11 protein-coding genes and 1 riboswitch are annotated in these 15674 nt (G+C 64.6%); of the genes, 6 read left to right on the top strand and 5 right to left on the bottom strand.

Annotation, left to right across the window (positions count from 1 at the left end; translation table 11 throughout):
• Positions 1 to 137: 137 nt before the first annotated feature.
• Both LWC34_RS12495 and LWC34_RS12490 read right to left on the bottom strand, forming a co-directional pair.
• Positions 138 to 3941, bottom strand: a complete 3804-nt coding sequence (locus tag LWC34_RS12495; RefSeq protein ID WP_233725216.1) for a Pls/PosA family non-ribosomal peptide synthetase — start codon at positions 3939 to 3941, stop codon at positions 138 to 140.
• 461 nt (positions 3942 to 4402) lie between these two features.
• Complete coding sequence (locus LWC34_RS12490; RefSeq protein ID WP_233725215.1) at positions 4403 to 4552, bottom strand: hypothetical protein; 150 nt, start codon at positions 4550 to 4552, stop codon at positions 4403 to 4405.
• A gap of 574 nt (positions 4553 to 5126) precedes the next feature.
• On the opposite strand from LWC34_RS12490, the gene LWC34_RS12485 reads away from it, so the two are divergent.
• The 5 genes from LWC34_RS12485 (at position 5127) to LWC34_RS58780 (ending at position 9738) form a co-directional block, all read left to right on the top strand.
• On the top strand, positions 5127 to 5807 hold the full coding sequence (locus tag LWC34_RS12485; RefSeq protein WP_233725214.1) for a hypothetical protein: 681 nt from the start codon (positions 5127 to 5129) through the stop codon (positions 5805 to 5807).
• Entirely contained in the window at positions 5804 to 6307 is a 504-nt protein-coding gene (locus LWC34_RS12480; protein ID WP_233725213.1) for a hypothetical protein, read from the top strand. Before LWC34_RS12485 ends, LWC34_RS12480 begins: the two co-directional genes overlap by 4 nt.
• A 21-nt stretch (positions 6308 to 6328) precedes the next feature.
• Complete coding sequence (locus tag LWC34_RS12475) at positions 6329 to 6967, top strand: AMP-binding protein (RefSeq protein ID WP_233725212.1); 639 nt, start codon at positions 6329 to 6331, stop codon at positions 6965 to 6967.
• 434 nt (positions 6968 to 7401) lie between these two features.
• A complete protein-coding gene (gene ctaD, locus LWC34_RS12470) occupies positions 7402 to 9162 on the top strand; it encodes an aa3-type cytochrome oxidase subunit I (protein ID WP_233725211.1) in 1761 nt (586 codons plus the stop codon).
• Positions 9163 to 9357: 195 nt separating this feature from the next.
• Positions 9358 to 9738 carry a phosphatidylglycerol lysyltransferase domain-containing protein gene (locus tag LWC34_RS58780; protein ID WP_372496472.1) on the top strand — a complete coding sequence of 127 codons (381 nt, stop codon included), beginning with the start codon at positions 9358 to 9360 and terminating at the stop codon, positions 9736 to 9738.
• Here LWC34_RS58780 and LWC34_RS12460 read toward each other — a convergent pair.
• Complete coding sequence (locus LWC34_RS12460; protein ID WP_233725210.1) at positions 9705 to 10643, bottom strand: class II glutamine amidotransferase; 939 nt, start codon at positions 10641 to 10643, stop codon at positions 9705 to 9707. The genes LWC34_RS58780 and LWC34_RS12460 overlap by 34 nt on opposite strands.
• 788 nt (positions 10644 to 11431) lie before the next feature.
• Here LWC34_RS12460 and LWC34_RS12455 point away from each other — a divergent pair.
• Positions 11432 to 12472: an ATP-binding protein gene (locus LWC34_RS12455; protein ID WP_233725209.1), complete on the top strand. Its 1041-nt coding sequence runs from the start codon at positions 11432 to 11434 to the stop codon at positions 12470 to 12472.
• A 302-nt stretch (positions 12473 to 12774) separates the two neighbouring features.
• Here LWC34_RS12455 and LWC34_RS12450 read toward each other — a convergent pair whose 3' ends face one another.
• Both LWC34_RS12450 and LWC34_RS12445 read right to left on the bottom strand, forming a co-directional pair.
• Complete coding sequence (locus LWC34_RS12450) at positions 12775 to 13986, bottom strand: YncE family protein (RefSeq protein ID WP_233725208.1); 1212 nt, start codon at positions 13984 to 13986, stop codon at positions 12775 to 12777.
• Between the two features lie 1021 nt (positions 13987 to 15007).
• Positions 15008 to 15274, bottom strand: a complete 267-nt coding sequence (locus LWC34_RS12445; RefSeq protein WP_233725207.1) for a hypothetical protein — start codon at positions 15272 to 15274, stop codon at positions 15008 to 15010.
• Between the two features lie 110 nt (positions 15275 to 15384).
• A riboswitch (cobalamin riboswitch) is annotated at positions 15385 to 15618 on the top strand.
• Positions 15619 to 15674: the final 56 nt, after the last annotated feature.

The raw sequence follows: 15674 nt of genomic DNA, 5'->3' as shown, positions 1-15674 counted from the left end.
AGGCCGTGGGGCACTGATGTGTCCAAGCGAGTCGATCTACAACCCCAACATCGTTTGGCGCACTGACCTGGAACTCTCTGGCGCAGCCGGTGATCAGCGATGACCATCACCTGCACCTCGCCCGCACCACCGGGTGTCTAGGCGGCGGGTGCGACGGGATTGCCTTCGAAACGCCGGCGCGCTGGGATCGCCTCTCCGCGCATGACAAGGGAGTTCGCTCCGATCGAACAGTCCTTGCCGAGACGGGTGTCCAGGAGGGCCACGGTGTGTGGCCCAAGGGTGGTGCCGGAATCAAGCCGCACCTGACCTAGACGCAGGATGCGGTCCTGGAACAGATGGGTCTGAACGACACAGCCACGATTGACCACCACGCCATCCCCCGCAGTGACCAAGTCCGGTTCGGGCAGCCACTTTGTCTCGCAGTAGACGCCGCGGCCGATTTTCGCGCCGTTGGCGCGCAGGACTGCGTTATACAAGGGCGTGCCGAGCAGGCCGGGGCCGAGCCAGCGCGTCGTCAACTCTTCGAAGTAGACGGCGACCAGTTCGTTGCGCCAGACGAAGGCGCTCCACAATGGATGCTCGGCGGCCCGGATCTTTCGGTTCAGCAACCACTTCGCGCCTATCGCCAGCACTGTCGCGATGGCGCCCGCACCAAGCAGGACGGGACCGGAAACGACGATCACGGCTACGATTCCGTACGTCGCCGCGACAGCTTCGAGAACAGCGAACACCAGATAGCCCAACGTCGCGCTCAGTGCGAGCGGCACCAGCCGGGTCAGTTCGACCAGCACACGCTGCACGACGAGCCGTCGCGAAGGCTGGTAAGTCCGGGCCGCGTCGACTTGGTCAGCGCGGCGTGGGATCTCGATTTCCGGCCGCCCGAGCCACGATGTGCCCGGCGAGGATGTCTCAGGAGCCTGGGAAAGCACACCGATCAGTGAACTGGACTGGACTTCACGGCCCGGTGCGACCTCGGCGGAGTTGCCGACGAACGCCTGATCAGCCACCGTGGCCTTGCCGATCCGCAGCCATCCGCCGGACAGCCGGTAGGGCGCGACAGTGGTGTTGTCGGCCAGGAAACTTCCTGACCCGACGGACATCATGTGCGGGATTCCGACCACAGTGGACGCTTCGGTGCGCGGTCCGATCGATGCGCCGAGCAGCCGCAGCCAGACGGGCGTGGCCAGGCTGGCGTAGAGCGCGAACGCGCTTTCGCGCACACTGGTCATCATTCGTTGGATCAGCCAGGCGGACCAGCCTGCCTTGCTGAGCACGGGATGCTCGCCGACCCGCAGCCACCGCCCGGTCAGCCGGATCAGGCCCGCGGTCAATGTCACGTTGACCAGCAGCGTGACGATGCCCATCGCGGGCACGACCCACACCAGCCCGGACAGCAGTTCACCGGGTTCGAGGTCCAACCAGGTGTACACGGCAACCGCGGGCAACAGCGACAGCAGCATGATCGTGCCGGAAAGTGTTGGGGCGGCCGCGAAAGCCACTCGCCAGCGGCTGCGGCGAGGCGGCCGGATCGCCGCGACATTCGTTGCTTCGACCACACCTTGGACGCTGGTTCCCGGCTCGACCGTCGCGCCGGATCCGACCAGGCTGCCTGGCATCAGGGTACTGTGACCGCCAATGGTCGCGTCCGCACCGATTTCGACCGTGCCGACCCGCAACACGTTCCCATCCAACCACCAGCCAGCGAGGTCGACAGCCGGCTCGATCGCGCACCGGGCGCCGAACCGGCCAAGTCCGGTCACTGGCGGCAACGAGTGCAGGTCGACGTCCCTGCCGATGGTGTTGCCGAGCAGCCGTGCGTAGAGGACGTTCCATGCCGTTCCGGGCAGTCCGGTAACCCCGATGACGGCAACGAACCGTTCCGCGGCCCACAATCGCAGGTGCGTCCAACTGCCTTTGCGGTATTCGCCCGGCCGCAGCCCGGCGACCAGGACACGTGCGCTCAGACCGGCGAGCACCGCCCGGCCCGCGCTGGAGAACAGCAGCACCACACCAGCGGTGAGGGCAACCCATGTGGTGGCGGGGATCGCGGTGCCGGACAGGGCACCGACAATGGTGACGCCGAGCAGTACGGCAAGCGTCCAGCGGATGCCAGGAATCCACATCATCAGCACGTACACCGCGTTCTGCACGAACCCGGCACGGCGCGGCATCGGCGCGACCGGCTCTTCGAGCATGGCGGTCGACGCCGTAGCCGTCGCAAGCCGTTCGGTCAGCGCCAGCAACGTCGGATGTTGGTAAACGTCACTGATCGACGCGTCGGGAAACCGTTGGCGGAGCGCGGAGACAAGGCGGGCGGCGGCGAGGCTCGTGCCGCCATCTGCGAAGAAGTCGGAGTCCGGCACGGGTATCACGCCGAACAGGTCTCGCCACTGCTCAGCGATCCAGTCGAGATCCTCACGCAGTTCGGGCGCGACCTCTTCGACGTTGGGCGGTTGCGCGGGCAGCGGCCACGGCAGCGCCTTGCGGTCGACTTTCCCGGCGGGACTCAACGGGAGTTCCGGCAGCACAGCAAGAGTCGGGGTCAGCCCGTGCGGCAGACGTTTCGCTAGGTGTTCCCGCGCCGCCGACTGGTCAAACGGTCCAGCGCCATCGTCGAGCTGGACGTAGCCGACGAGCACCATTCCATTGTGGACAACCGAGGCGGCCGCGCTGACGCCTGGCAACGTGAGCAGCGCGGCGTCGACCTCGCCGAGTTCGATCCGTCGCCCACCAATCTTGACCTGGGAGTCCGCGCGACCGACGAACACGAGTCCCTCGGGCTCGGCTCGAACCAGGTCACCGCTGCGGTAGCCGCGATCCCAACCAAGCAGGGGCATCGGCGGGTACGCCGCCGCGTCCTTCGCCAGGTCGAGGTATCGAGCCAAGCCGACTCCCCCGATCATCAGCTCGCCGGTTTCGCCCGGTTCGACCGGGCGCCCGTCCGCGTCGACGACGGCGACCTGCCAGCCCGGCAGCGGAACCCCGATCCGGACCGGTTCTGACGCGTACAGCCGGGTCGCGGTCGATACGACGGTTGCCTCGGTTGGGCCGTAGGTGTTCCACACCTCACGGCGGCCATCGTCAAGACGGTCGACGAGCTCGGCCGGGCACGCTTCACCGCCGAAGATCAGCAGCCGGACCTGGCTGAGCAAGTTCGGTTGCCACAGCGCGGCAAGGGTCGGCACAGTGGACACGACCGTGATTTCCCTTTCGGACAACCAAGGACCGAGGTCGGCGCCGGAGCGAACCACCGATCTCGGCGCGGGCACAAGGCAGGCGCCGTGCCGCCAGGCCAGCCACATTTCCTCACATGAGGCGTCGAAACCGACCGACAACCCAGCGAGTACGCGGTCGCCAGGGCCGAGTGGCTGATCCGGCACGAACAAGGAAGCTTCAGCGTCGACGAACGCGGCGGCCGAACGATGCGTGACCGCGACGCCTTTCGGTGTACCGCTTGAACCGGACGTGAAGATGATCCACGCATCGTCTTCCAGTCGCGGTGACCGTCGAGTACCTTGTGGCGTCGCGAGATCGGGCCGCATCCGCAGAGAAAGGCCGCTTCCGAGGACCGCGCACACTCCCGCCTCACGGAATACCAACTCGGCACGCTCCGCCGGTTCATCATGGTCGGCTGGCACGTAGGCCGCGCCACTGGCAAGCACCGCGAGGATTCCAATGTAGAGCTCGGAGCGTCCGGACGGGATCGCGATGCCGACCCGGTCACCGGGCCCGATGCCCTGCGCCCGCAGCTTGCGAACACTGCGCTCGACACGGTCGGCGAGCGCACGGTAAGTGAGGCGGTTGACGCCGTCGTCAAGCGCGGCCGCACGGGGGTGCCGGGCCACAGTACGCGTGAAGATGTCCACCAGGGTGCGCGGCGCAGGGGCCGCTAGTCGTGCCTGCCTGTCCGAAGTAGACTCGGCGACTACCAGGTTGCGCATGTTGGGAACTCCTACACTGGATCGAAAGATCGCTTACTTTTTTCAACGTAAGATCACTTTCTGAGCGCAGGCTGAAAGTCGGCTGTTGGAATGCTGTACCGACCCAGATCACCCATTCGTGGTGAAATCCATGTGTAGCAACGACTTACCCAGATCGCCGCGTATAGCACAAGTGAGTGATTCCACAATAGAGCCGGGTAAAGCTGTCGAGACGCTGACGTTCCACTGTCGCCCCCACCGCAACCGCTACCCCAAAGAAGCGGGCCGACCACTTCATTTCCTCACACGGGGAATCTAATCCGCTCGGCGGACCGGAGAGATCCCGCACCGAAAGCTGACACCGAACCTCTTTCGGCAACCACGGACAGACACACTGCGCGTAGGCGACACCTGAGCCCATGACAAGGATCGGCATGTCTGTGTGCCGCACCCGCCGTGTGATCAAGGCGAGAGTCCCGCGGTCAGAATGTGGCGATCGGGTTGACCGGGCTGCCGGACGCACCAGCGAAGCGGACCGGCGCGACGGCGAGGTGGAAGTCCCATTGGCCGAGCTCCGTCACCAATGCCGTTGCGGTGGCGTAGCAACTCGCGACAAGCAGCACCGCACCCAAGAAGTCACTCGGCCGGTGCCAGAACCGGTAACCGAGTTTTCGCCCAGGACAGGGCTTTCTTACGACCGTGGGGACGACAGGATTTGAACCTGCGACCCCTTGACCCCCAGTTGGCGTGAGGCCTCTTCGCTGGCCACGGCATGAGATGGGGGAAGTCCTCCACAATGCTCTTACTGATCCGCACACTGCATGCCGCACCGACAAGGTTACGGCCGCCGCTCCGGAGCTGGATCGCAGTGCGCTCGGGTTGTCCCTGATTCAGGGGCATAGAGGGCGTTTCCTGTGCTTTGTGGCGATTTCGGGATGGAGAGTACTGGAGTGAGCATTGACCGCTACGGGTTCATCGATTCGGCCTCATCCCATGGAAGCCGGGTGACTGTCCGCATGAATCGGTGATCTGCGGCTGATCGAGCCGCGTCCGGCGTCGTCCAGCAGAAGGGCGCTGTATGTGTCGTCGCTGAATTCGCCATCAATCCGCGGTACTCCCCTTCTGTCTCAGCCTCGCACGGCGAAGCGTGATCCGGTTGCTGTGCGCAGTAGCCGGGCTGTCGATGGCCTGGAAGGAGTGATCTGCTTGACCGCTACTGTCGTGTCGCCGTTCGCGACGGCATTGGAGGATGTGCTGTTTGACGTTCCGTACTGCAGCGCCACTCAATTCCATGAGTACTACGGTCAAGGTCCACTGCCTCGTCGGCTGGGTACGGGGTGTGCGTGGGTGACCGAGGACGGGTTCCCGCTTCGAAGGAGCGCGAGCGGTGAGCCCATGCCGTCGAAACTCAGGTTGAGCTGGATTCCCGCGAGCGGCGGCCTGCACAGCGAGTACAGCCGATTCAGTCCGAGGCTCGGCCGGTATATCACTTTCCGGGCATTCACATTCCGCCCAGGCTCGACGCTTCCAGCGTTTCCACCGCCGCGCGGGCTTGTTCGTCGGCTGCTGCCGCACGCCGAGCAGAACAATCTGTCGATCAGGGGTATCGATCGCAACAGCGGCCGCATGCGTGAACTGGTGCTCCCGTTCGATGGGCGGCACCGCGAGCAGCTGGCCGACGCGCGTTGTCTGATCACGAAAGACAACCAGGGCACGGTTAGTCGCGCCGGGACAGACGAGTTCCAGCGCGACCTGACCGACATCGGCGCGGCTGTGTCCGGCAGCCCGGACGAGCTGACCGGCTGTTTGCTCGGCGCTGCCGAGACCTATGCCCGGATGGCGCCGGAGGATGTCGCGGCTCTGGAGTACTCGGTGGAGGACGAATGAGCATGGGCTCGTTCTTCCTTGCCGGGCTCATGCAAGGGGCCAGGCAGGGGGCCGACATGGCGGACCAGGACTATCGGCGACAGCTCCGCGAAGTGATCAAGCGACACCAGCCGGACGCCGTCGTGCACGACCCCATCGAAATCCTTGTCGAGTGGTTCGCCGCGGACCAAAGCCGGATCCTCTCGGCACACGCGGCACTGTCGGACCAGTCGGTCATCCGGCGGCACGAGCTCGATCCCGCCATGCTCGAGTTGATCGAGGGTTTCCACAAGCTGACCGGCCTGGCCGCTGCCTCAGACGTGTGCGTGGCATGGTTGCCCGGCCGGGAGACAAGTATGAGTACCGCGGCTGAGATGCAGCGCGCCTATCTAGCGGGAAGCACAGTCGTCGCGGTCACCGAGATGCGCCAGACGCTCGCGGTCCTTGCGTGCTCGACGGTGATCTTGCCGGATCTCGCCGCGTTCGAGGAATGGCTGGTGTCGGAGGGCACATCGTCGTGATGCCCAGGAGACAAGTGCGGTGTGGCAGGCGCGGCTCTGAGTCCTGGTCTGGCGGTGGTCCGCGCCGCGGTGGAGCAACCGGACGGGATCGCCATGACGTTCGTCGACTACTCCACCGACCGCGGTGGGGTGACGACCTGCCTGACCTACCGGGACTTGGCCGAGCGAATCGCCGCGGTGGCGGCTGGCTTGCTGGAGAAGACCGATCCGGGCACACGTGCCGCGATCCTTTGTGGACATGACGCCGACTACGTCATCACCTTCCTTGGCTGTTTGCGGGCCGGTGTGATCGGCGTACCGCTGTTCGCCCCGCAGCCGTTCCGGACGGCCGACCGGCTGCTCACCGTGATCGACGACTGCACGCCGGAGATCGTGCTGACCAGCGGCAAACACGCTGACGCTGTGCAGGAGTTGCTCGCCTCGCTCCGGCTTGCGGTACTGCCGAAGGAAGTCATGCTGGTCGATCAGATCAAGCCTCGCTCCCGCCCAGCACTGCCGAGTCCACCTGGCGGCGACGCAGTGGCCTACCTGCAATACACATCAGGGTCGACCAGGACACCGGCAGGTGTGCAGGTCACGCAACGCAACATGGTGGCCGCTACCACGCAGCTGGCGGCTTGGATGCCGACGAATGAATCGTCGCGGCTGGTCAGCTGCTGAACGTGTCCAGTGCCATCCACGCGATCGACTGCTCGATGCTGGTCATGTCACACCGAGTACCCAACGACATCGCTGTCACGGCTCGGGTTCCTCCTCGGCGAGCCGCTCGTCCAGCGGTTCACTGGTGGACATATCCGGGTCCATTCTGGACTCGTGTCCAAAATGGACCCGCAGGTGTTTTCGGTGCCGGGTGGCACATCGGCGCTTCGATCGAGTGACGGCCGCTTTGCTTGTGCTGGCGGATGAACGCCGATGGCGTGATCCTACATGTTGTCGGGTGCATGCTAAGGCAGCAGAACCATATTGGAGGGAGTGAGACCAGGTAACGATGGTCAAGTTCGTTGGTTCGGCCACCACGTCGGGGTTGAGCGGGCGGGTGCGCTCGTGATGGGACGAAGAAGCCACCAGTAGTGAGATGCTCATGGAGACTCACCGTGCCAATCGCTCCAGAACCAGTCGTGATCAGGCCCCCGGCGCCGCCCGTCAAGGGAAACGCGCTGCTGCGGCTGTTGCGGACCACCGATCACAAGCAGATCGATGTGCTGTACCTGACGACCTCGTTCGTGTTCTTCATGGCCGGCGGTTCAATGGCTTTGCTCATGCGTACCGAACTGGGCTGGCCCGGTCTGCAGTTCCTCTCGCCGGAGCAGTACAACCAGCTGTTCACCATGCACGGCACGATCATGCTGCTGCTGTACGCCACGCCGAACGTGTTCGGGTTCGCCAACTTCGTGCTGCCGTTGCAGATCGGCTCCCCGGACGTCGCGTTCCCACGGCTCAACGCGATGTCCTACTGGCTCTACTTGTTCGGTGGGACGATCGTGCTGTCCGGCTTCCTGACCCCGGGCGGTGCGGCGGACTTCGGCTGGTTCGCCTACACCCCACTGTCAGACAAGGCCTACTCCCCCGGCATCGGCGGCGATCTGTGGGCCGCCGGGCTGATCGTCAGCGGCCTGTCGACGATCCTCAGCGCGGTCAACATGATCACCACCGTGATCTGCCTGCGCGGTCCCGGGATGACCATGTGGCGGATGCCGATCTTCACCTGGAACATCTTCTTCACCAGTATCCTCGTCCTGCTCGCGTTCCCCGTCCTCACCTCGGCGCTGTTCGCCCTGCTTGCCGACCGGCACCTCGGCGCCCACGTCTTCGGCCCCGCCAACGGCGGCGCGGTCCTCTGGCAGCACCTGTTCTGGTTCTTCGGCCATCCCGAGGTCTACATCGTCGCCCTGCCGTACTTCGGCATCGTCAGCGAAATCTTCCCGGTATTCAGCCGCAAACCTCTCTTCGGCTACAAGGCTGTGGTGTGGGCCACCGTCAGCATCACCGTGCTGTCCGCCGTGGTGTGGGCACACCACATGTACGCCACCGGAGCCGTGCTGTTGCCGTTCTTCTCGTTCATGACCTTCTTGATCGCCGTGCCCACGGGCGTGAAGTTCTTCAACTGGAGCCTAACCATGTGGCGAGGCCAGCTGATGATGCACACGCCCATGCTGTTCAGCGTCGGGTTCCTGGTCACCTTCCTGCTCGGCGGGTTGACTGGCGTACTGCTGGCCGCGCCCCCGATCGACTTTCATGTGACAGACACGTACTTCGTCGTCGCGCACTTCCATTACGTCCTGTTCGGCACCATCGTGTTCGCCACCTTCGCCGGGATCTACTTCTGGTTTCCCAAGATCACCGGCCGATACCTGGACGAACCCTTGGGAAAGCTCCACTTCTGGACCACGTTCATCGGCTTCCACGCCACATTCCTGGTCCAGCACTGGCTGGGCAACGAAGGCATGCCCCGCCGGTACGCCGACTACCTCGTCAGCGACGGTTTCACCACGCTGAACGTGATCTCCACGATCGGCGCGTACATCCTGGGTGTATCCATGCTGACATTCATCTGGAACGTGTTCACAAGCTATCGCTACGGCCAGCGCGCCGACGCCGACGACCCATGGGGCTTCGGCAACTCACTGGAATGGGCCACCACCAGCCCACCACCCCGCCACAACTTCCTCGAACTACCAAAGATCCGCTCCGAACGGCCGGCATTCGAGCTGCACTACCCGCACTTGATCGACCGCATCCGCGACGAAGCCCACTCCGGACGAGAACACCGCAACAACGCCGCCACACCACAGAAAATCGATGCCACCACACAACCCGACGACCCGGATGATCCAGACACTGTCGACAACCGGTGAACCGGGCACGCCCAACTCCACAAGCGCCTACCTGCTCCTGCGCTCAGCCGAGCCGCGGCCGACCCTCAGCGAGTCGGACCAGCGGCAGCTCCGCAGCCTGCTCAGGACGCGTCGTGATCACCTGTGCGCCAACCATGGCCTCACCGAGCTCATGATCGCCGAAACCCTGACGGCCTCCCGTGGCTTAGGAGTGCGGTGGGTATCGCTGAACTTCGCCGCGTTCCGCGCAGCCCCGAGCGTGGCGAGAAGATCGGCGCCGGACCGGTCGCCCGGCTGTGGGCCTGGTTGCTCAGGCTGGTTTCGCGGTGGTGGCAGATCGAGAGCCTGTACCGGTTCAATGCCAAGTTCCGTCCACAGTGGATACCTCGGTACCTGCTATACCCCGCCACGCTCGAGGCCGAGGGCTTCGCTGCTGCTGCGCGCCCTGCGGAGAACCGCCGCCCCACCCCTCACCGTCCAGTAGCGTCGCGCCGGTCGGACGGCGCACCCGACCTGGCTCGCCATGAGGAGCAACGCGGTCCTGAGGACGAGCTCGACCGCGATCAGGCCTTTTTCGCGGCTGGAGAGGATGCGTGAGCGGCATGAGCTGTGTCCTGGGGTGGTTGGCGGGCAGTCAGTTCTTGGTCTTGGGACGCGGCCGCGCGGTGGCCGAGCTGATCGAGAGACAGCAGGTATGCGGGCGGGTGGTCGATCACCACGAGGCGAGTCAGCGTCAGTGATTCGTCGACATGGATGAGTTCGCCCGGCCGCACCTCATGCCAGCCCGGGTCCTCATCCATGCGTTCACTGGCCACGATCACCGACGGGTGCTGTGCGAGGTCACCGGAGCGTGTCCGGACAGTGCCCGCGGGGCTGGCGTGATCGAGATGCCGGTCATGGTGCGGCCCACCGGCAGCCCGGTCGAGGACAAGCAGGCCATGGGTGTCCGGATAGCGCAGCGCCCACAGCTCGGTCGCGGTGGTCAAGATCAGGTTGATCGCGTACAGCGGAAGATTGCCGGCGACCCATCGTGCGGCCGCGGCGACACCGCCAGCCACGTCGCCGCCTCGTTGGTCGATGTGTTTGGTGACCAACGCGAAGAATCGCTCTGAATCGGTGTCCCCGGTCACGAGGTCCCGGTAGTCCCCCAGCTCCTCGTCCAGTGAGTCCAGCCCTGTGATGACACCGTGGTGGGCGAACAAGCGATCGTTCTGGCAGAACGGATGTGTGTTGCGGACATCGATCCTGCCGGTGGACGCGTATCGGACGTGCGCGATGAAGGTCCGCGACTCACGTTCCTTGGCCTCGCGGGCGAACTGCCGGTCCGCGTAGGCGGCGAAGGCCTGTTTTTCCACCAGCGGCCTGCCTTCCGCGTCGAAGGTGCCCAGTCCCGTTCCGTCCGGTTCCCGCCGGCTCTGCTGCGCCAGGCTGTCAGGGGCTTCCAGCAACCAGAACGTGGCACGGACCCGTTGCGCGGCAGACAGTCCGAACAGTCGGCACATCGGTCCTCCAGATGATCGCCACCCGCGTGGTGTTGTCCGGGCCGCAGCCGCACTCCCGGTCGCGGCTCGGTATCGCACGAACGCCGGAGGACCTGCCGAGCCCCAGGGCAAGCCCTTCCAGCATTTCGCGACTCACTGATCGCTACTGATCGTCCCGCACCGCCTCCTTCACGTCGTGCACCGCATCAGCTGCGTTGTCGCGCAGCTCATCGCCGACCTCTTTGGCCTTGCTGAAGACGTTCATTCCTCATTCACCATCCCCCAAAATCGTCTCCTGACGCTCTTCCTGAGACGATTTCACGCAAGGCATTTAGGAGAACAAAAACAACGCTACACCCGATTGACGCCGCCGCGTTGGCCAGTTCTACGGTTTGACGCGGTTTGGCCAGATCGCCGCGCGTTCCGAAGCCGAGCGGCGTCCGATACACAGCCAGTCGGGCTCGGATATCGATTCTCGTTTAGCCGCCCATTAGACACCATTACCAACGGACAATCGATGAGCGCGACCCGAGGTCCTACACGGTTGCGGAGCTACACACCGCATCATTCAACCCTCCCAAACCCGTCCGACGGCAGCCATCATGGCGTACGATTCCCAACGAAGAAACCGGGCAATTTCCCCGATTTTTCTGTTTCGTTACGAAGATTTGAGAAAATTGTAGGATTTTGTGTTCGCTGCTGTGAAATCTCCGAAGACGGGTGAGTAATGTGCTAGGTGAGCAGGGCGTATTCGTTGGTCGACGCCGTGAGGTGTCGGAGGCGAAGCGGTTGCTGGCCCGGTCGCGTTGTTGACGTTGACCGGAGTGCCGGGCGTGGGCAAGACGCGGTTGGCACGACGCGTGGCCGACGAGGTCCGACGCCGGTTTCCGGGTGGGGTGTGGCTGGTCGAACTGAGCGGCCTCGACTGCGGTGAACTGCTGGCGCGGACGGTGCTGGATGCGCTCCGGGTCGACGATCGATCCGCGCGGCAGCCACGGCGGGTGCTGGCCGACCACCTGCGGAACAAGCGGCTGCTACTGGTGCTGGACAACTGCGAGCACCTCGTAGATGCCTGCGCGACCCTGGTCACCGAACTGCTGAAAGCAGCGCCACGCTTACGGGTTCTGGTCTCCAGCCGCCAGACCCTGGGCGCCAACGGGGAGCATGTCCTGACGGTGCCGCCATTGTCCTTGCCCCAGGAGGTGCCCGGGACGTTGCCGTCGGGCACCGGGGCCGAGGCGGTCGAACTGTTCGCGTTGCTGGCTGCGTCCGTGCGATCGGATTTCCTGGTCCACACCGGCAACCAATCCACTGTGGCTGCGATCTGCCGCCAGGTGGAGGGAATACCACTCGCCATCGAACTAGCCGCAGCCCGGCTGCGGACGCTGTCGCTGTCGCTGTCGCTGCAGATCGCGGTGCGGTTGGACCGATGCCTCGCCCTATTGACCGAGACAGGGCCGTCCACAAAGCGTGCCGCGCCCAATCGGACGTTGCGGGCGACGCTCCAGTGGAGTTACGACCTGTGCTCTCCCGACGAGCAGAGGCTGTGGGCGCGGATGTCGGTGATCCGCGGCGGGTTCGACCTGGAGACCGCCGAGGCGTGTTCCGATCACGATGGCGCTCGGCCAACGCGAAGCGTTCTCGACCTGATCGCCAGGCTGGTCGACAAGTCGATCCTGACCAGGGATGAGCACGACGGGCAGGCGCGGTTCCGGATGTTGGAGACCATCCGTCAGTACGGGCAGGAACGGCTGGCGTTGTCCACCCCCGTGGCAAACCAGCACTCCAGTATGTCGGCCACGCCGGAGTTCTGTCTCACGCACCCCAGCGAAACCCAGGCTGCGCTGTGAATGCGCGCAATGTCCTCTGTGGCCACTGAATCAGGTGTCCACCGGCCTGGCACGTCTGTCCGGGAGTCCCGTGACGAATGCGACGCCGCCGATGTCGACCAAGCTGGCTGACCTGCGTCAGGGGCGCCACAACGCCATCTCGCCTTGTCGAAGTGCAACCGCAAGGGCACCAAGATGGCGCCTACCGCAGATCGACAAGCCGAAGAAGGGGATGGTCGTGGTCACACGACATCGCGCTATTCACACGCAGTTGACGCATCGTCCGCCCCAGCCACTTAGCCGCTGTGGACGGCCGATCGGGCCTAACGGGTGATGCCGGTGTGCCCAAGGGAATACCGGCCGGGCTGGGGCCAGACGCAGAGGCCGTGCGGCCCGGCGCCGACGGGGATCGTCTTGATCACGGATCCGTCCTTAGTGGACATGACGTAGACGACATCGTTGTAGCGGCCGGAAAGCCACAGCTGGGTGCCATCCGCGGTGACATTTCCCATGTCCGGGCTGCCACCTCCTGGTATGCGCCAAGTCGTCACGGGCGAGCCGGTGTACGCGTCGAGCACGGTCACGCTGCCTTCGCCGCGGTTGGTGACAAACAGCCGTTTCGCGTCCCGGGACAGATACAAGCCGTGGGCCCCCTTGCCGGTCGGGATGAAGCGCAGAACGTGGGTTGCCGCACCGTCCAGTACCCAGAGGCCGCCGGCGTCCGAGTCGGCGATGTAGTAAACCGAGCCGTCCGGGGCCACTTTGATGTCCTGCGGACCCATGTGGGTGTGCCGATGGGTCATGTCGATCATCCGGAGCACTTTGTGGCTGGGTACGTCGACGACCGCCACCCGGCCAGCGAATTCACAGGTGAACACCACGGTACGGCCGTCGGCAGAGAAGTCGGCGTGGTCGATTCCCGCACAGTCCGGAGTCGGCGTCTCGTCGTGGATCTGCCACGTGTGGGGGTCGTACCAAACGAGCTTGCGCAGACCCTCCGCCACGGAGATCGCGTATTTACCGTCCGGGGTGAAATACATGTTGTACGGGTCGATGACCGGGAAGACCGAGCCGGCGCGACCTGTACGGGCGTCGAACGACATCACCCGGTTGGTTTTGTCGTCCGTGGCATAAAGCGTGCGCATGTCCCACGACGGCACGACATGCTGCAGTTCGCCACCGACGTGCGTCTTGCCGACCACCTGGTACGTCATCGGATCGATCATCCACACGTCACCGGACTTGTTGTGCGGCACGTAAACCAGCGGTTTGTCGGCAGCCACGGCGGGCAGGAGCATTCCGGTGCCCGCGGCCGCGTCGATGTTCTTCGGGTCGGTCACCGGTGGCATGCCAGGCAACTGGTCGCCGAGGGCTGGCGCCGATGGGTTCGGCTCGCTCGGCAGGTTCGTCATCGGCGCACCGGACTGCGACATGCCCGGCATGTGCTCACCAGGATGCCGTGGCGGTGAGGTGCAACTGGCCACCAGCGCTACAGCCAGAGCGGCAACGAACAAGATCTTGGTTGTTTTTGTCATGTTCAGCTCACCAGTTTCGAAGCGGTCATGATTGACCGTGCCCGCATGGCCAAGGTGCGTACTGACGACACTGCCTGCCGAAGCCGCGGGAGAGGCGGCGAGATATCGGATTCGTCTGCTCGGACACAAAGTCCTCCAGCGACGGCATGGCGGCTTGGTTTCAACGCTAGCCGAACCCGGCAGCACTTGCCGTCACGGCATTTCTGTTTCGACGAGACCGCAGGCGGGCAATAGTCAGTGACCACTATTCGCCTGGTTCTGAAGGTTTCACGGTCGCCCGCGCGCGGTGATGCTGGCTAGTTCGATAGAGGAAGAATTGACTGCCCGACACCGCCCGCTCCGCCGGCCGGGCACTGCGCATTCTCAAAGCGGAGACCAGGGGCTTGCGAGAGGACGACCCGCCCACCAACCACAAATAGGCGTCCTCTGTCGACTGTGGACCGGACGCTGGTAAGCCTGGCACAGCTGCTGGACCACTACGGCTATCTGCAACCACGCACTCGCCGAGCGCCGAACAGCGCGATGACCGAAAGCCACCTGTTGCGGGTGAAGCGGGCCGGTCGCCCGGTGTGGAGTGTTGCGGGTGGTGCGAGATGTCGAGAGAACGCGGAGGTGACGTGGTGCTGGTGGTAGTGGTTGTGCTTGTCGTACTCATGATCGGCCCGCTGCTGCTGGAGCGGCTTGAGCGCAAGATAGGCGGCACGCGATGAACGCCGTGGCGCGGTCCCGGACCGGCCGTGCCGGGGTGTCGGTGGCGCACCGTTCGAACGGTAGTTGCTGATCTGTACGGTGGTCGTGGCCGAACTGATAGTGCACCCTGACTACCGGCGACACGGAATCGGCCGGGCTCTCCTCGATAGCTTCGTGTCCGGTAGGGCCCCGTGCCTGGTTGTGCACCGATCCCACTCGCGCCCGCCCACCGCTTGTACGAATCCTTACACCAACGACCGCGGCGAACGACACGTCGTGTGCATGAAGACCGGAGAGACCAACCAGGCCCGACCTCCCTCCTATGTGGCCATTACCGGCACAAAAGTACTGGCACGCCTGGCTTCGAGCCGGACGCACTCAGCGCCGCCAAGCTCGGACCGCCGAGTCCGAGAATCGCCTGTGGGGTGGCGCGGGCGACCGTGTCAGGGTCGTAACCGTTGTCGTCGTATGCGATCGCACCCCGGTTGGCATGCACACCAGAGCAATCCACCGGCACGCTCAGAATGAACACCTTGGCCTTGAGAAACGCCAGTGGCCGTCCGCCCGCTTTCAACGCCTGCGCGGCCGGAATCTCCATCGCCGCCGATCGGCTCCACCTTCCGACTTGTGCAGTCGTCGCCTCTCGCAGCACACCACGTTGCGCGACACACCCGGTGGGGCTGCGTTGCGGACGGATCTACAACATGTAGTGTTCCGCACGTCGATGGTTCCGCGACCCCCGAAAGGGTCGAGGAGGCAAGAGGGAACCCGGTGTGAATCCGGGACTGCCCCGCAGCGGTAAGTGGAAACGACAGCTGTCACACAGCACTGAGAGCGTTTGCTTTTGGGAAGCGACAGCCAGTAGGCGGTGTTATCCGGTCAATCAGCCGGGTGACTCCACTGTCCATAAGTCCGAAGACCTGCCGTCGATGCGTGCGCCGACCGGCGTACGCGTGTCTGGGGCCTCGCGGGTGGGCCGACACGACAAAGGGTGCGCA

Origin of the sequence: Kibdelosporangium philippinense (assembly GCF_021390435.2) — a bacterium.
Classification (GTDB): domain Bacteria; phylum Actinomycetota; class Actinomycetes; order Mycobacteriales; family Pseudonocardiaceae; genus Kibdelosporangium; species Kibdelosporangium philippinense.
This window is presented reverse-complemented; position numbering and strand designations above follow the sequence as displayed.